The sequence below is a fragment of the Marinomonas algicola genome (assembly GCF_014805825.1).
GTDB classification, from domain to species: Bacteria; Pseudomonadota; Gammaproteobacteria; order Pseudomonadales; family Marinomonadaceae; genus Marinomonas; species Marinomonas algicola.
Genome location: NZ_CP061941.1, coordinates 1,899,772 through 1,916,981, shown reverse-complemented (window position 1 = coordinate 1,916,981; position 17,210 = coordinate 1,899,772). Strand labels below are relative to the sequence as shown.

The following is a 17,210-nucleotide window of genomic DNA, read 5'->3' as shown; positions in this document are numbered from 1 at the left end:
CAGGCAAATAGAGAAAGGTATGTGATGCTGTTCGAAATTAAGTAATTTTATTACATTTTGGTTTCTGTAAGCCGCGATATACTGGCTATTGAGACGTAAAATCGCGTTTTTTTATTTAACAGGATGGGAATTGTCGGTAAATAAGAGATCATTTTCGATTAATCCCTTCTTTGCAGAAGTTATTCAAGTTGCCATATCAATATTCTGTAATTTTATGTCATAATTCGAGAATACTATTTTTAATGCTTTCTATATTGAGTCGTGAATCTCTTTTAGACTCACGCTCTGAAAAAAAATGAAAACACCCTGTCGACACTGAGACATCAAAAAGCAACGATTAAGGTTAGAAAAACCATATACATGACCACTGAAAAAATTAATAAAACCAAATTAAATTCCACAGATAGAAAAGATACAGTCGATAGGCGTTTCAGTATCGCACCCATGATGGAGCTTACGACTACAGATTTTCGAGTATTTGCCAGAACACTAAGCACCCATACCTTGCTATACACTGAAATGGTAACCACTGGCGCACTTTTGCGTGGGGATTCGCCGGCTCGTTTTTTACGCTATGATGAATGCGAGCATCCTATTGCCTTACAACTAGGCGGTGCAGACCCTATTGCATTAGGAAAGTGCGCTAAGTTGGCCGAAGAATACGGTTACGATGAAGTTAATTTAAATGTGGGCTGCCCAAGTGATCGAGTGCAAAATAGCTTAATCGGCGCCTGCCTAATGGCTCACCCAGATAAAGTAAAAGATGCCATGTCGGCTATGTTAGATGCGACCAGTATTCCGGTTACTATCAAGCATCGCATTGGCTTAGATGACCAAGAAGATTATTCTGTTGTCCGAGACTTTGTCGGCGACATAGCGACAACGGGGGTGAGTACATTCATCGTACACGCACGTAATGCGATTTTGGCGGGATTGAGCCCAAAACAAAACCGTGAGATTCCTCCCTTAAAATACGATTATGTATATCAGTTAAAACAAGATTTTCCAGACTTAGAAATCATTCTTAATGGTGGCATTAAAACCATGACAGAATGTGAAGCGCACCTTACTAAAATTGATGGTGTAATGCTCGGACGAGAGGCGTATCACAACCCATGGATCCTCAGTGAGGTTGACAAAACTCTTTTCGGCCAGCCCACCAAAGTGACATCTCGTTTCGAGGCCCTCAATAATTTTATACCTTATGTCGAAAAACGGTTAGCCAATGGTGAGCGTTTGATGCACATTACTCGCCACATTCTAGGATTGTTTCTTGGGCAACCAGGCGGTAAGGCATTTCGTCGTTACCTATCTGAAAATGGTCACAAAACCGATGCTAAAATCGATGTATTAATAGACGCCATAAATATGGTAAACCAGCAAATCAACAAAACAAAGGAAACGCACTAATGAGCAATAAACTGACTCAATTAAAAGCTTTTACAACCATTGTTGCGGACACAGGCGATATTGCAGCGATCAAAGAATATTTACCGCAAGATGCTACAACGAACCCATCGTTAATGCTAAAAGCCGCTCAAATTCCTGAGTATGCGCCTTTTATTGATCAAGCCATTGCCTATGCAAAAACGCAAAGCGATGATAAAGCACAGCAAATTATAGACGCTGGCGACATGCTAGCTGTCATAGTCGGAGCGGAAATATTAAAAACCGTTCCTGGACGTATTTCTACTGAAGTAGACGCACGCCTTTCTTTTGATAAAGACGCCACATTAGAAAAAGCACGTAAATTAATTGCCCTTTACGAATCTGTTGGTGTCACTCGTGACCGTGTACTGATAAAAGCGGCGTCAACATGGGAAGGCATTAAAGCCGCTGAAGAGCTTGAAAAAGAAGGCATCAATTGCAACTTAACGCTTTTATTCTCTTTTGCCCAAGCGAAAGCCTGTGCTGAAGCCGGCGTGTATTTAATCTCTCCTTTTGTTGGACGTATTCTTGATTGGTATAAGAAATCAACCGGTGAAAATTACACGGCCGAAACCGATCCAGGTGTTGTTTCAGTAACTGAAATTTACAACTACTATAAGCAACACGGTTATAACACTGTGGTTATGGGCGCAAGTTTCCGTAATCTTGGTGAAATTGAACAATTAGCTGGCTGTGACCGCTTAACCATTGCACCTGCTTTATTAGGGGAATTAGAAAAAGATACAGGCACACTAGAGCGTAAGCTTATCCCTACAGACAATGTCATTCCGGCACCTAAAGCCATTACTGAAACTGAGTTCCGTTGGGAAATGAACCAAGACGCTATGGCAACTGAAAAGCTTTCAGAAGGCATTCGAAATTTTGCTATTGACCAGAACAAACTGGAAGAAAAATTAGCTTCTTTGCTATAAACAAGAACACGGATATGAAAAGCGCCTTCAATAGGCGCTTTTTTATTAAGATGAGGCCATCGCTTGGTCATAACACTTACGAATTAAAATTTAGCCATGACAGAATATGAAAAAATGCTGGCAGGAGAACCTTACTCGTCTCTTGATATTACACTTAGGTTGATGCGTGAAAAAGCCCGCCTCGCTTGCGCGAAATACAACGCACACCCAAGCAAAGGGAATTTGAAGCACATTACCAGATTGTTTGCTGGGCACGGCACACTCATGCTAGAGCCAGGCTTTCAGTGTGACTATGGTGCTCACATCACAGTAGGAGAAAATTTTTACGCGAATTTCAACTGTGTTCTGCTAGACAGTAACTCCATCCACATTGGCAACAACGTCCTACTTGGCCCTGCCGTTCACATATATACGGTGGATCATCCAAGGGACGTTAACGAAAGAGTTGCTGGTCACTGCTTCACAAAAAAAGTGACCATTGAAGACAATGTTTGGATTGGAGGTGGCGCCAAAATTTTTCCCGGCGTAACCATTGGCGAAGGTGCTATTATTGGGGCAAATGTCTTAGTGAGAAAAGACATTCCTAAAAACATGAGATTCTACGGATAATACCAACTTGCTATAAATCAAGCCTGACTATTTGTACTTTTTTACAATCCAATAGGTATACAAATCATTATCTTGCTCCGACTTTTCAAGTGTGTGACCTAAAAACTGACAAAACTTCGGAATATCACGAGTCGTAGATGGATCAGTCGCCAACACTTTAAGCACGTCTCCACCTTTTAACTTTCTCATTTCAACATGCAACATCATCACTGGCTCAGGACATAATAAGCCTTGCGCATCTAAAACAGCATCAAATAACATTGGGATCCTTAACTAATCATTCTTACATAGACAAACATGAACACACTTTAGTTTAATCAATCGTCGTCAACCAATCACTCATTCTTTTCACTAAATCCTCTATAACCTGCTCCTGATTCAAACCGATCGACTTAAGCACTTTAAAGTCATGATCTGCACCTTTAAACCAACTTATAGTAACCGTACTGGGTAATTGCTGCTTACTCACCCAATCATAATTGCCCAAAGGGTCCCTCGTGCCTTGAATAATTAAACACGGGACGCTTAAATTTTCTAAAAACGCCAATCTATGCTTCTCCTGCTTGCCCTGAGGGTAAAAAGGAAATCCGAAGCAAATAACGCCTTTCACCCCCTTTAAATGCGAACACTGAGTTGCAACACGCGCACCTAATGACTTGCCGCACAAAATTGAGGGCGCGTCTTGCTTCACTACAGAGCAATACTCGTCAACCAATCCAGCAAACTTCGAGGGAGGTCGGCGACGGCCACTTTGTTCAATTTGCTTCATGTAGTCAAAAGTAACAGGCACAAGATCAAAATTCAGGTTGCGACAAATTGTCGCAGACAAAGAAGACAAAAATGTCGATTCGTGCCCTAAAGATGAGCCATGAGCCATGTAAACCGAAAGTTTTTGCATACAAACATTGCCCTATGACAAAGAAAACCCATTAAAAACAACTTGCTTCAATAGAAAAAAAAGATAAAAAGACTTAGAATAAGGAGGCTAGTTTGAACGTGTCCTTTTTCTTTGACTTTTCATTGCGCATAAGTTGAATAATTAGGGCAGAAAATTTAATAACAAGGTCAGTCTCTCAACGTGGATTGTGGAAGAAACTATGAGCACAGCTTTTGATCACCCAACTTACAACTACAAAGTGGTGCGTGCATTCACCATCATGACGGTCGTTTGGGGTGTGGTTGGTATGGGGTTAGGCGTATTGATTGCGTCTCAACTTGTATGGCCAAGCATATTCGCAGACATTCAATACTTTCATTTTGGTCGTTTACGCCCATTACATACTAATGCCGTAATCTTCGGGTTCGGTGGTAGCGCACTATTTGCAACGTCTTATTATGTTGTTCAACGCACAACTCAAGCCAGGCTATTTTCAGATACCTTAGCCAGCTTTACTTTTTGGGGTTGGCAGGCGGTTATTGTCGCCGCTGCAATCACTTTACCGTTGGGCTTCACCCAAGTTAAAGAATATGCAGAACTTGAGTGGCCAATTGACTTGCTAATCACAGTAGTTTGGGTTTCCTATGCTGTTGTCTTCTTTGGCACAGTAGCTCGTCGTAAAATGCAGCACATTTATGTAGCAAACTGGTTTTACGGGGCCTTCATAGTAACGGTAGCGGTTCTACATATATTTAACAGTCTGTCTGTTCCTGTTTCCGCAATGAAATCTTATTCAGTTTATGCTGGTGCAGTAGATGCCATGGTTCAGTGGTGGTACGGTCATAATGCGGTAGGTTTCTTCCTGACGGCTGGTTTCCTTGGAATGATGTATTACTTTGTTCCTAAGCAAACTGGACGCCCTGTCTTCTCTTATAGATTATCTATTGTGCATTTTTGGGCATTGATTTCTCTTTATATCTGGGCTGGCCCTCATCACCTTCACTACACAGCGCTTCCTGACTGGACGCAAAGTGTTGGTATGGTTATGTCCTTGATTCTTCTTGCTCCATCTTGGGGTGGTATGATCAACGGTGTAATGACCTTATCTGGTGCTTGGCACAAACTTCGTACAGACCCTATCTTACGCTTCTTAGTTGTTTCATTGTCTTTCTATGGTATGTCTACCTTTGAAGGCCCAATGATGGCAATCAAAACGGTTAATGCTCTATCCCACTATACAGACTGGACAATAGGTCATGTACACGCTGGCGCCCTTGGTTGGGTTGCGATGGTGAGTATTGGTGCTGTCTACCACATGCTGCCTGCCGTATTAGGCCGTAAGCCTGGTGAAATGCATTCAATCTCTTTAATCAATGTGCATTTTTGGTTAGCGACGCTTGGTACTGTTCTGTATATCTCTTCAATGTGGGTAAACGGAATCATGCAGGGTCTTATGTGGCGTGCATTTAACGATGACGGGTCTTTAACCTATAGTTTTGTTGAATCCGTTGATGCAAGCAAACCTGGCTGGGCCGTTCGTGCATTAGGTGGTGCGCTATTCTTATCTGGCATGCTAATCATGTCCTATAACACTTACCGTACTGTTCGCGCTAGTGACAAAGAATATGCGCTACAAGCGAATACTCAAGCAGCTTAAGGGGCCATTAAATGCGTCATGAAATAATTGAAAAAAATATGGGACTAATGATTGTCTTAATCTTAGTCGCCATAAGTTTTGGAGCGATGGTGGAAATCATTCCATTATTCTTCCAACAAAAAACAACCACTCCGGTTGCTAATTTAAAACCCTTAACGGCTCTAGAGCTTGAAGGACGTGATATCTACATTCGTGAAGGTTGCGTAGGCTGCCATTCTCAAATGATCCGTCCTTTCCGCTCTGAAACAGAACGTTATGGACCATACAGTGTTGCTGGTGAAAGTGTTTATGAACACCCATTCCTATGGGGCTCAAAACGTACAGGTCCTGACCTAGCTCGTGTTGGCCAGCGTTACAGTGATGAATGGCATCGTGCTCATTTATACAACCCTCGTGATGTTGTTCCTGAGTCAAATATGCCAGCATTTTCTTGGTTATTTGAACAAAAACTTGATGGTAATGACACAGCAAACAAAATGATTGCATTACGTAAAGTAGGCGTTCCTTTTACTGATGAAGCAATTGCAAATGCAAAAGACGAAGTACGTGGTAAGCGTGAAGTTGATGCTTTGGTTGCCTACCTTCAACAACTTGGCACTGTTATTAAGCGATAGGGGCAAAGCATGGATATTACAACACTTCGCAGCATAGCAACGGTACTCGCATTTATTGCCATTATTGCAGTAATTGTTTGGACTCTGGGTAAGAGTAAAAAGGGCTTCGAAGAAGCCGCTAACTTACCTTTTGCTGACGACGATGATATGCCAAGCAAGCAACCTGTGGAGAAAAATACTCATGAATGAACTTAGTAGTTTTTGGAGCGCGTGGATTACCATTCTTACGCTTGGCTCTATATTTGGTAGCTATTGGCTTTTAGCAAGCGTTCGAAAAGGTCAAAAAAATAACTCTGATACAAATGTAACAACGGGCCATACTTATGATGGCATTGAAGAATATGACAACCCTTTGCCTAAATGGTGGTACTGGAAATTTGTCATCCTAGTTCTGTTTGCATTAGGTTATTTAGCGCTGTATCCAGGTTTAGGCAACTTCAAGGGGCTATTAGGCTGGACTCAGATCAATGAATATGAGCGAGATGTTGCAAGAGCGGAGGCTGAATTTGGCCCAATGTTTGCCCAGTTTGCGAATACACCGATTGAAGAGCTAGCCCAAGATGACCAAGCAATGCGCATTGGCCAACGCCTGTTTTCTAATAATTGCGCCGTTTGTCACGGGTCTGCAGCGACGGGCAGTTATGGCTTCCCTAACCTAACCGACAATGATTGGCTATATGGTGGTGAAGCGGAAAACATCAAAACGACTATATTGAACGGCCGAGTTGCTGTTATGCCAGCATGGGGTGTTACATTAGGCGAAAAAGGTGTGTATCAAGTAACACAATACGTCATGAGTTTAAGTGATCGCTCAGAAGATGCTGCAGCCGTTACAGCGGGTAAAGAGATTTTCGAAACAAACTGTACGGTTTGTCACGGCCAAGACGCTAAAGGTAATCACTTATTTGGCGCTCCAAATCTGACCGATAACATCTGGTTATATGGCGGTTCTCAGGAACGCATTATGCAAACCCTGCGTAATGGCCGAAACGGTAAAATGCCAGCCTGGAATGAAATACTTGGAGAAGACAAAGTTCACATTGTTTCCTCGTATGTATATAGCTTGTCAAATCAATAAGCATTAAACCTCTAGGGTGTGGCATCATGTCACACCCTTTCCCTCCTTATTTCTTGTATTATTCTTCATATTGTTTCTCTTATTTCCACCTAAGGATATTATGATGAGTTCTCAAATTCCTCTTAAAAACATTGAAACAGAGACCGTTGAGTACGACCTCTATCAAAAAAGAAAAAAGATATACACTCGCCGTATAACTGGTTTTTTCCAAAAAATTCGAACAAAAATGCTTTGGATTTTAATGTTAGGCTATTTTTTAACGCCTTGGATTAACTTCCATGATAGACAAGGCGTTTTTTTTGACTTACCAAGCCGTCAATTCCATATATTCGGTATTACTTTTTGGCCTCAAGATTTCTTTTTATTAGCAGGTCTACTCATTATCGCGGCTTTTGCACTCTTCTTGCTAACCACCCTGTTTGGTCGTGTTTGGTGCGGTTATACCTGCCCTCAAACTGTCTGGACCATGATCTTTATGTGGATTGAAGAAAAGACTGAAGGCTCTCGAAATCAACGTATCAAGCTCGATAAAACGCCGATGAGCAAATCTAAGTTTTTTAAAAAATTCTCAAAACACTCTCTTTGGGTTCTTTTTTCATGGCTTACTGGACTAACTTTTGTTGGCTATTTTACACCTGTTCGTGAGCTCGCCTTAGATTTCTTTACTTTTGACGCGAATATGTGGGCGTATTTTTGGATTGCTTTTTTTACCGGAGCCACTTATTTGTTTGCAGGCTGGATGAGAGAACAGGTATGCACCTTTATGTGCCCCTACTCACGCTTCCAATCAGTCATGTTTGACAACAACACCCTTGTTATTTCTTATGATGCTGCACGTGGCGAAGGTCGTGGCGCACGTAAAAAGGGTGTTGACCCAAAAGAAGTAGGCCTGGGGGATTGCATTGACTGTAACCAATGCGTACACGTTTGTCCTGCTGGTATCGATATTAGAGATGGCCTGCAGTATGAATGCATCGGCTGCGCACTGTGTGTTGATGCTTGTGATGAAGTTATGGACAAAATGGGGTATGCCCGTGGACTGGTTAGCTACACTACTGAAAATCGTCTTGAAGGCAAAAAAACAAAAATAATGCGCCCTAAAGCAATTGGTTACGGCGTTGCGGTACTGGTCATGGTTGTGGCATTTAGTTTTATTGTAGGAGACAGAGAACCATTAGGTCTAGATGTTTTAAAAGACAGAAACCGTCTATATAATCAGACCCCAAGTGGCATGATAGAAAATATCTACACAGTCAAAATTATTAACATGGACCAAAGCAAACACACTTTTGAGCTTAGTGTTGAGGGTTTGGATCAAGTTAATATGATAGGTCGTAAGAAATTCGTGGTGAATTCAGGTGAAGTACGTGCCATACCACTGTCTATTCAAGTTCCACCACATGTACTACAAGAGCAAAAAAATACAATTTCATTTACTGTGAAATCCATTGACCCAAGCTATGAAGCCAGCAAGACAACAGAAAGCCGTTTTCTTGGCCCAGTAGAAAAATAATACATAGATGGCTATTCAAAAACAATTGCATGGCCATCACTTACAGGAGAATAGAGTGAAAACAACCCCTTGGTATAAACAATTTTGGCCTTGGTTTATCATCTGCGTACCACTAAGTTCCATGATTGTCGCTGTCTTCCAGATTTATTTTGCTCTAAACTCACCACGAGACTTGGTAAAGGACAATTACTACAAAGAAGGACTGGGGATAAACCAAGAGCTGGGCCGCAAGCAATTAGCGACTGACCTGAATATAAAAGCAAATTTGAGAATTGATAACCTGACTGGTGAAATATTATTAGTCACTGAAAATGCTCACACGCAAACGATCAGCTTACAGTTTTACCACGTCGCTTCAGCCTCTAAAGATTTCAGAGTGACATTGCAAAAAATATCTGACAATGAATACCGTGGATCACTAGAAAAAACCATTTCTGGCAACTGGAACCTTTCTATTGAGTCTGAGGCCGGTTGGCAAATGTCAGGCCGCTTAGATTTAACTCTTACAGATAGCCTAGAATTTTAATTTATGAAACAAAACACATGCTTTCACTGTGGCGATCCGGTGCCAAGAAATCTAAACATAATCTCAACAATTGACAGTGAAGATGTTTGCTTCTGCTGCTATGGCTGCCAAGCTATAGCAGATTTTATTAGAGGAGAAGATTTATCTCAGTATTATCGCCAAAGAACGCACAATGCAGACAACCCCAGTAACGCAAACACCGATGACTATGCAAATGCTTTTACCTTACTGAAAGACGATGATGTGTACCCTCTATACGTACACATAAACGATCAAGATCATCAAATTCAAGTCTCTATAGACGGAATGACCTGCTCAGCGTGTGCGTGGTTAATTGAAAAGCATCTTTCTGCATTAGATGGCGTCACGTCAATGCACATTAATTTAAGCAGCTCACTTGCTACGCTCATTTGGCAACCATTAAAAATAGACATAGAAGACATTAATAGAGCCGCAAACCATATTGGCTACTACTTAAAACCCTATCGTGCCGATGGGGAAGACGCCACTAGAGTAGAAAAAAGAAAATCCTCAATTATTAAACTCGGCATTGCTGGCGTTGGCATGATGCAAGTTATGATGAGTGCCATTGCACTTTACGCGGGTGACATTCAAGGTATGGATGATGGCTATAAACAGCTACTTCGGTGGTCAAGTTTCTTTTTCTCCACCCCCGTTATTCTATTCTCGGCGTCACCCTTCTTCAAAGCGGCGTTTAGAGACCTTAAAACTCGACATTTCACCATGGACCTACCAGTATCCATAGGCATTGGGCTCGCTTATGTGAGTAGTGTATACGCGCTCTTCATAGACAATGGACATGTTTATTTTGACTCAGTCACAATGTTTACTTTCTTTTTGTTACTAGGTCGTTTTTTAGAAGAAGGTGCTCGACATAAAGCATTAAGAAACAACAGAAGCAGCGACGAATTGCGTTCCGTTACCCTTTTTAAAAATAACGAGACTTTGCTTTATCCAAAATCAAAGCTGGTGTTGAATGACATTATTCTGGTTGCTCCAGGTGAAAGCGTACCCACGGATGGAGTAATCATAGAAGGTCAAACAAATATAGATGAATCCAGCCTAACCGGCGAATACCTACCTGTAAACAAGCACATTGGTTGCGTTGTTACCGCGTCCACCATCAACATAGATCAAACCATCAAGGTTAAAGTCACCGCTATTGGAACCCAGACTCGTGCCGCCGCTATTGAGCGCTTAACGCAAAGAGCCTTGTCTGAAAAACCTAAAATAGCCGTTATGGCTGATAAAATAGCGCATTATTTTGTTCTCTGCGTTTTACTGGTTGCCGCACTTGGGTACGGAGTTTGGTATTTTATTGATCCCGACCAAGCCTATTGGGTTATGGTCAGCGTACTGGTTGTTACCTGCCCTTGCGCACTGTCTCTTGCCACTCCTGTCGCCCTCACAACGGCAACGAATAAGCTGAAAGAATATGGCCTTGTTGTTACACGAGGCCACGTTATTGAGTCTTTAGCAAAATGCCAACACATCGCTTTTGATAAAACAGGTACTCTTACTTATGGTAAGTTTGACATTGTTTCAATTTCCAACCCTGATAATGAAAGTACAATTAACATTTGTGCAACGTTAGAAAAAGATTCGATACACCCTATCGCAAAAGCATTTCAATCAACAAAACACTTACAAGCAAGAAAGCTTATAAATCACACCAGCCTTGGCGTGGAAGGAGAGATTGATGGCGTTTTATACCGCTTAGGCAATCAAAACTTCGTTAAAGACTGGTGCAAAAACTGGCAAGATCAAACCCTATCACAAAATGCCCTGACACTCTTTCTAGCCACAAAATCAGATGTAATAAGCACACTTATTTTGCAAGACCGATTACGTAGTGAAACACCTGACACGATATTGAATCTCCGTAAAACCGGATATCTTACAACACTACTAACAGGAGACACCTATGCGTCGGCGTCCTCAATACTTGATCCAACTCACTTTGATCATTTTATTACCGACCAAACTCCAGAAGAAAAATGGCACTGGTTATCTAATAAAGCGGATTTGAATCATACAATTATGGTTGGCGATGGTTTAAATGACGTTCCAAGCTTAGCGGGTGCGAGCACATCCATTGCAATGGGTCAGAGTTCAGATCTAGCAAAAACACATTCAGATGCGCTGTTGCTATCAAATGATATTTCTACAATATACCGTGCCATAATATTGGCTAAAAAATGCCAAAGAATCATTAAGCAGAATTTGTTCTGGGCGGCATCGTATAATGGCATTATGCTGCCTGCCGCCTTACTTGGCCTGGTTCCACCATGGAGTGCGGCGATAGGAATGGCCGCAAGCTCTCTTTTGGTTGTATTAAATGCAACTAGGCTATCAAAATAACCGTAGTTAAATAGGACATATGATGGAAAGTTTATATCTATTGGTTCCCATAGCAGGCTTGTTTGTCGCCATTGGCCTGGGAATATTTGTCTGGGCTGTCAAGAAAGATCAATTTGATGATCTAGACCGTGAGGGAGAACGAATTTTATTTGATGACGAAGAGGATCAAAAATAATGCAAGAAGTAGATTTTAGTTTCTTAGCCGCGTTTCTTATAGGACTTGCTGGAGCAGGACATTGCTTTGGCATGTGCGGGGGCATTGCAGGGACCCTCTCCATGGGAACGCAATCAAAATCTCTATTTACAAAACTGAATATCCAGTTCTTGTACAATTTTGGACGCATTATCTCCTATGCTTTTTTTGCCTTTGTATTAACGTCTTTCTTTTCTCTGTCATTTGAACTTTATACTGAGCTCAGCGGCCCCATACGGACTTTTGCAGGCATCATTTTAATTCTGACTGGTTTATACCTAATTGGGTTAAATAAGTGGATTCTAAAAATAGAAGCCATTGGTAAATTTATCTGGAAATTTGTCAGCCCTACTGCAAAATCAATTTTACCCGTAAACACACCCACCAAGGCGCTTGCGGCAGGATTCTTATGGGGGTGGCTGCCTTGTGGCCTGGCCTATTCAAGTCTACTTTGGGTATCTTCTACTGGCGAACCACTAAAAGCACTTTGGCTCATGGTCGGCTTTGGCTTAGGCACAATGCCAGCCATGCTCTTAACGGGTATTTTTGCACTCCAATTTAAATCTATCTGGGTGAAATTTAAACTGGATATTCTTTCTGGCATTTTCTTAGTTATTTTTGGAATATGGACAATACCACTCGGCCATAATCACGCTGGCATGGATCACGCCAAAATGGATCATTCTCAAATGAACCACGATGACATGTCTGAGATGGATCACGCCAAAATGGATCATTCTCAAATGAACCACGATGACACGTCTGAGATGGATCACGCCAAAATGGATCATTCTCAAATGAACCACGATGACATGTCTGAGATGGATCACGCCAAAATGGATCATTCTCAAATGAACCACGATGACATGTCTGAGATGGATCACGCCAAAATGGATCACTCCAAAATGGATCACGCCAAAATGGATCATTCTCAGGCAGATTAGCCCTGACTGACTGTGAGCAACAAGACTTTAAACAGGCTTATGACGATAAAGGATCATAAGCCGTTGGCTACTTGTCGATTATCATTGATATAGGTCAGGTAAAACTTATCTCTCTACCGTTAAAATACTATTAATATTTTTAATAGGAAAATGACATGCTTTGGAACACAGAGTTAATTGAGAAATATAACTTATCTGGACCTCGATATACGTCTTACCCTACAGCACCACAATTCAGCACTGAAATCAGTAAAATAACACTTATAGAGAAAATGCTCACACCATCAGCTAAGCCATTAAGTCTGTATTTTCACATTCCTTTTTGCGCCCATCTTTGCTATTACTGTGCCTGCAATAAGGTTGTGACAAAACAATACGATAAAGGCCGCGAATACATTGAATTATTAGAAGAGGAACTTCGCCTCAGGTCATTAATGGTTCAAAACGACAGGCCTGTTACACAACTGCATTTTGGTGGAGGCACTCCTACCTTCTTATCATGCGACTCTATTAAAACTCTTTTTAACAGTATTCATCAATACTTTAATTTATTAGATGATGACTCTGGTGATTACAGCATAGAAGTAGACCCTAGAGAGATTGACCTAGAAAAACTCACGTGTTTACGTGAATTGGGCTTTAATCGGTTAAGTTTAGGTATTCAAGATTTTGATGAAAGAGTGCAAAAAGCCATTCATCGATCTCAGTCCGTAAACTTGGTATCAGATCTATTGCAACAAGCCAGAAGTCTTGGTTTTCGCTCAATCAATTTCGACCTAATATATGGCCTACCGTTTCAATCCGTTGAGTCATTTGAAAGAACGCTCGATATAGTCATCGAAATGAGTCCAGATCGATTATCTATTTTTAATTACGCCCATTTACCCGAGAGGTTCCCTTCTCAAAGGCGTATTTTAGACACATCTCTGCCTAATACAACGACAAAACTGGCCATGTTAAAACGCATTTCCGAAAGGCTGTCCGAGGCAGGCTATATTCACATCGGAATGGATCACTTTGCAAAAGAAAGCGACTCACTTACTATCGCTCAGCAGAACAAGCAATTGAAACGTAATTTCCAGGGGTACACAACTCATGACGAGACCGATCTCATTGCGTTTGGCACGTCAGCCATAAGCCATTTTAATAATACCTACACTCAAAATTTTGTAGATTTACCTTCCTATCAGAAAACGATTGAAAGCGGCCAACTTCCAATAGTCAAAGGCTACATATCTTCAAAAGACGATTTAATAAGACAATTTGTTATCATGTCATTAATTTGTCATTTTGAACTTCATTTTGCAGAGTTTAACGCCAAATTCGACATGGCCTTTCAAAGCTATTTCACTAAAGAGTTGGCAGAGCTACACACACTTGAAAAAGATGGTATTGTTACACTTGGTCAAAATAAAATTGAAGTCACTAATGCAGGTCGCATACTTATTCGCTGTGTCTGCATGATTTTCGATCAATATTTAAATAACGGCATTCGTTATTCGAAAGTAATTTAATAGAACAACTCGTTCAGGGAGTTTTTTATGTCATCGTTACAATCTACTCGTTTTAATAGCAAATTGACCTCTCAATGCCAAAACTGCAGTCTTAGCGCTTTATGCTTACCGATTTCATTAGCCGATGAAGACGTAAACCGTCTAGATCAGATTATTGAAAGAAAAAAGCCACTTAAAAAAGGCGATGTATTGTTTCAACAAGGTGAAGCGTTTAGTTCTGTTTATGCGGTCAGAACCGGTACACTGAAAACATTTAATATCACTAATAGTGGTGAAGAGCAAATAACAGGTTTTTATTGCCCTAGCGAGCTTGTAGGCCTTAGCGGCATAGACAGTAATACTTACCCAGTATCCGCAAAAGCACTTGAGACAACCAGTGTGTGTGAAATCCCTTTCTCCCACTTAGAGTCGCTTTCCAGTCAGATTCCCTCTTTAAAACATCAGATTTTTAAAGTAATGAGCCGTAAAATTTGTGACGATCAGCAAATGATGGTGTTACTTGGGAAAAAGAATGCGGATGAGAAAGTAGCCTCTTTACTCATGAATTTAAGTGATCGTTTTAAGCGACGGGGCTATTCGGCTACCTCATTTAGATTAGCCATGTCTCGCGGAGAAATTGGAAATTATTTGGGCTTGGCTGTGGAAACGGTGAGTCGTGTTATGACTCGTTTTCAAAAAAACGGCATGATTCATGTAGATGGTAAGGAAATTGCCATTATCAATTTACCCGAAATGCAAAAACTCGTCGGCATCGCCGAAGACTGTGCTAAAATCGAGGTCATTTAACACAAACTAAGGCGATAAATTGTATGCTTTATGATGATTTTTACATTAAATCACTAATCAAAACCATTGAAGACTGGCCAAAAGAAGGCATTAGTTTTAGAGATATCACTCCTATTTTTAGCGACCCTAAAGGCATGAGGATGGTCGTAGATGCTTATGTGCACAGATACATAGCATCCGATATCACTCACATTGCTTGTATTGATGCTCGCGGCTTTCTCATTGCCGCCGTGCTTGCTTATGAATTACAGAAGCCACTGATTTTAATTCGTAAGAAAGGCAAATTACCAGGGAAAACCATTTCTCAAAGCTATGCCCTGGAATACGGTGAGGCCGAACTTGAGATTCAAGAAGGCGCGGTTGAAGAAGGCAACAACATTTTACTTTTTGATGACTTGATTGCTACAGGTGGAACTCTGTTTGCTGCTATATCGCTTTTAACGTCACAAGGCGCAAATATACATGAGGTGGCCGCGATTATTGATTTGCCTGATCTACAAGGTAGCCAAAAAATCCGTGACGCCGATATCCCTGTTTTTAGTTTATGCGCTTTTGACGGCGAGTAAACCTTTTCTCGATTGCACTAAAAAAGGTGTCTTAAAGACACCTTTTTTACAACACTTCATTTTAACGAATGCTTGGATTTAAAAATCCAAAGACACGCCTAAACCAAAGCTATCATTCATTTTATGATTTGAAGAAAAGCCGCTGTAATCCACACTCGTTAATCCATAGCGAATGAACACTTTGGCATTTCTTAAAGTACGGTACTCACCACGCACTTCAGCTTGGTAAAGCTTGTCAATATTATCAAAAGATAAGATCTGCGGTGCGTAATAAAAGGAACCATATAAACTAAAGCGATTCGCTTTTGGTAAGGTGTAACGATAAAATCCACCAAGACCAACAGCAATACCTGAGTCATTACCACTCAAGTCTGCATCCACAGCCAGAAGACGCGCACCAAGTCCAATTTGGACAGGGTAGTCTTTGCTGATATCCTTATCTTCTATATGAGCACCAATGTAACCATAAGAACCATCTTTCGTATCATGCATCCCGCCAAGATCTAAAAAATAACTGTCTTTACTGATACTTAAATCTGCTTTGATGGATTGATCAGAGAGACTGCCTTCAAATGTAGCGGCAGATACGCCAACGGAAAGACATAGACCTGTAACGATTGAAAATGACCATTTTTTAAACATCATAAATAAGTCCTATAAAGAAATTATGTTAAGACGATCAAAATCGTCTTCTTTTGTTTCCAAATCTTTAAAATTAAACAAAGAAGTGTCCGCTAAATGAGATGGAACAACATTTTGCATACTTGTGAAAAGAGTATCTGTTCTACCAGGATATTCAAGATCCCATTTTTGCAACATATCTTTGATAACTTGTCTCTGTAAGTTTTCTTGTGACCCACACAAATTACAAGGAATAATTGGATACTCCTTAATTGTAGAGAATTTTTCGATATCTTTCTCTTTGCAATAGGCTAAAGGACGGATCACCATATGCTTACCATCGTCACTCAACAATTTTGGAGGCATTCCCTTGAGCTTACCCCCAAAGAACATATTCAAAAATAACGTTTCTAAAATATCATCTCTGTGATGTCCCAACGCAATTTTTGTAGCACCAATTTGATCTGCAAAACCATACAATGAGCCGCGCCTCAATCGAGAGCACAAACCACACGTTGTTTTGCCTTCAGGAACTAACTCTTTAACAATACTGTATGTGTCGCGCTCCAATATATGGAAATCAACACCTTCTGATTGCAAATAATTAGGCAACACATCTTCAGGGAAACCGGGTTGCTTTTGATCAAGGTTAACAGCAACTAGGCTGAAGTTGATTGGCGCACTTGCTTGAAGATTACGCAATATTTCAAGCATTGTGTAAGAATCTTTGCCGCCAGATAAACAAACCATGATCTTATCGCCTTCTTCAATCATATTGAAGTCAGCAATTGCTTGACCTGTTAGTCTTCTCAGTTTTTTCTGGAGCTTATTAAATTCGATTTTTTCTTTAGGTTTCGTTGAAAATTCCATCACAAACACGCAATAATTTAGACGATAGGCATTCTACAGCATGCCCTATTCACTCGCATTAAAAAATGCAGATTGATGCGAAAAAGACATGTAAATATGC

19 protein-coding genes are annotated in these 17,210 nt (G+C 40.8%); 15 read left to right on the top strand and 4 right to left on the bottom strand.

From position 1 onward, the window contains the following. Positions 1-360: 360 nt before the first annotated feature. From dusA to IEZ33_RS08725, 3 genes are all read left to right on the top strand, one after another. The gene (gene dusA, locus IEZ33_RS08735; RefSeq protein WP_191603270.1) at positions 361-1,410 is read left to right on the top strand and encodes a tRNA dihydrouridine(20/20a) synthase DusA; all 1,050 of its coding nucleotides are present in this window, start codon (positions 361-363) and stop codon (positions 1,408-1,410) included. Further along, complete coding sequence (gene tal / locus IEZ33_RS08730) at positions 1,410-2,360, top strand: transaldolase (protein WP_191603269.1); 951 nt, start codon at positions 1,410-1,412, stop codon at positions 2,358-2,360. The genes dusA and tal overlap by 1 nt, the downstream gene beginning before the upstream one ends. 96 nt (positions 2,361-2,456) lie before the next feature. Next, positions 2,457-2,969 (top strand): sugar O-acetyltransferase, encoded by a 513-nt coding sequence (locus IEZ33_RS08725; RefSeq protein WP_191603268.1) that lies wholly within the window; start codon positions 2,457-2,459, stop codon positions 2,967-2,969. A gap of 27 nt (positions 2,970-2,996) precedes the next feature. On the opposite strand, the gene tusA is transcribed toward IEZ33_RS08725, so the two are convergent. Beyond that, complete coding sequence (tusA, locus tag IEZ33_RS08720) at positions 2,997-3,230, bottom strand: sulfurtransferase TusA (protein ID WP_191603267.1); 234 nt, start codon at positions 3,228-3,230, stop codon at positions 2,997-2,999. 52 nt (positions 3,231-3,282) lie between these two features. Beyond that, on the bottom strand, positions 3,283-3,867 hold the full coding sequence (locus IEZ33_RS08715) for an alpha/beta family hydrolase (RefSeq protein WP_191603266.1): 585 nt from the start codon (positions 3,865-3,867) through the stop codon (positions 3,283-3,285). Between the two features lie 199 nt (positions 3,868-4,066). On the opposite strand from IEZ33_RS08715, the gene ccoN reads away from it, so the two are divergent. From ccoN to IEZ33_RS08655, 12 genes are all read left to right on the top strand, one after another. Then, positions 4,067-5,503: a cytochrome-c oxidase, cbb3-type subunit I gene (ccoN, locus tag IEZ33_RS08710; protein WP_191603265.1), complete on the top strand. Its 1,437-nt coding sequence runs from the start codon at positions 4,067-4,069 to the stop codon at positions 5,501-5,503. A gap of 11 nt (positions 5,504-5,514) precedes the next feature. Continuing rightward, a complete protein-coding gene (gene ccoO / locus IEZ33_RS08705; RefSeq protein WP_191603264.1) occupies positions 5,515-6,117 on the top strand; it encodes a cytochrome-c oxidase, cbb3-type subunit II in 603 nt (200 codons plus the stop codon). Between the two features lie 9 nt (positions 6,118-6,126). Next, on the top strand, positions 6,127-6,306 hold the full coding sequence (locus tag IEZ33_RS08700; RefSeq protein ID WP_191603263.1) for a cbb3-type cytochrome oxidase subunit 3: 180 nt from the start codon (positions 6,127-6,129) through the stop codon (positions 6,304-6,306). Continuing rightward, on the top strand, positions 6,299-7,195 hold the full coding sequence (gene ccoP / locus IEZ33_RS08695) for a cytochrome-c oxidase, cbb3-type subunit III (RefSeq protein WP_191603262.1): 897 nt from the start codon (positions 6,299-6,301) through the stop codon (positions 7,193-7,195). Before IEZ33_RS08700 ends, ccoP begins: the two co-directional genes overlap by 8 nt. A 100-nt stretch (positions 7,196-7,295) precedes the next feature. Further along, complete coding sequence (ccoG, locus tag IEZ33_RS08690) at positions 7,296-8,708, top strand: cytochrome c oxidase accessory protein CcoG (RefSeq protein WP_338040947.1); 1,413 nt, start codon at positions 7,296-7,298, stop codon at positions 8,706-8,708. Between the two features lie 55 nt (positions 8,709-8,763). Further along, positions 8,764-9,234: a FixH family protein gene (locus IEZ33_RS08685; protein ID WP_191603261.1), complete on the top strand. Its 471-nt coding sequence runs from the start codon at positions 8,764-8,766 to the stop codon at positions 9,232-9,234. A gap of 3 nt (positions 9,235-9,237) precedes the next feature. Next, positions 9,238-11,616 carry a heavy metal translocating P-type ATPase gene (locus IEZ33_RS08680; RefSeq protein WP_191603260.1) on the top strand — a complete coding sequence of 793 codons (2,379 nt, stop codon included), beginning with the start codon at positions 9,238-9,240 and terminating at the stop codon, positions 11,614-11,616. 22 nt (positions 11,617-11,638) lie between these two features. Continuing rightward, entirely contained in the window at positions 11,639-11,791 is a 153-nt protein-coding gene (ccoS, locus tag IEZ33_RS08675; protein WP_191603259.1) for a cbb3-type cytochrome oxidase assembly protein CcoS, read from the top strand. Further along, a complete protein-coding gene (locus IEZ33_RS08670; RefSeq protein ID WP_191603258.1) occupies positions 11,791-12,753 on the top strand; it encodes a sulfite exporter TauE/SafE family protein in 963 nt (320 codons plus the stop codon). The genes ccoS and IEZ33_RS08670 overlap by 1 nt, the downstream gene beginning before the upstream one ends. A gap of 155 nt (positions 12,754-12,908) precedes the next feature. Continuing rightward, positions 12,909-14,267, top strand: a complete 1,359-nt coding sequence (hemN, locus tag IEZ33_RS08665) for an oxygen-independent coproporphyrinogen III oxidase (RefSeq protein WP_191603257.1) — start codon at positions 12,909-12,911, stop codon at positions 14,265-14,267. Between the two features lie 27 nt (positions 14,268-14,294). Further along, positions 14,295-15,053 (top strand): fumarate/nitrate reduction transcriptional regulator Fnr, encoded by a 759-nt coding sequence (gene fnr / locus IEZ33_RS08660; RefSeq protein ID WP_191603256.1) that lies wholly within the window; start codon positions 14,295-14,297, stop codon positions 15,051-15,053. A gap of 23 nt (positions 15,054-15,076) precedes the next feature. Further along, positions 15,077-15,619 (top strand): adenine phosphoribosyltransferase, encoded by a 543-nt coding sequence (locus tag IEZ33_RS08655; protein ID WP_191603255.1) that lies wholly within the window; start codon positions 15,077-15,079, stop codon positions 15,617-15,619. A gap of 78 nt (positions 15,620-15,697) precedes the next feature. On the opposite strand, the gene IEZ33_RS08650 is transcribed toward IEZ33_RS08655, so the two are convergent. Together IEZ33_RS08650 and ttcA are read right to left on the bottom strand one after the other, a co-directional pair. Further along, a complete protein-coding gene (locus IEZ33_RS08650; RefSeq protein ID WP_191603254.1) occupies positions 15,698-16,264 on the bottom strand; it encodes a YfaZ family outer membrane protein in 567 nt (188 codons plus the stop codon). Between the two features lie 9 nt (positions 16,265-16,273). Then, positions 16,274-17,110: a tRNA 2-thiocytidine(32) synthetase TtcA gene (gene ttcA / locus IEZ33_RS08645; RefSeq protein ID WP_191603253.1), complete on the bottom strand. Its 837-nt coding sequence runs from the start codon at positions 17,108-17,110 to the stop codon at positions 16,274-16,276. Between the last annotated feature and the right edge of the window lie 100 nt (positions 17,111-17,210).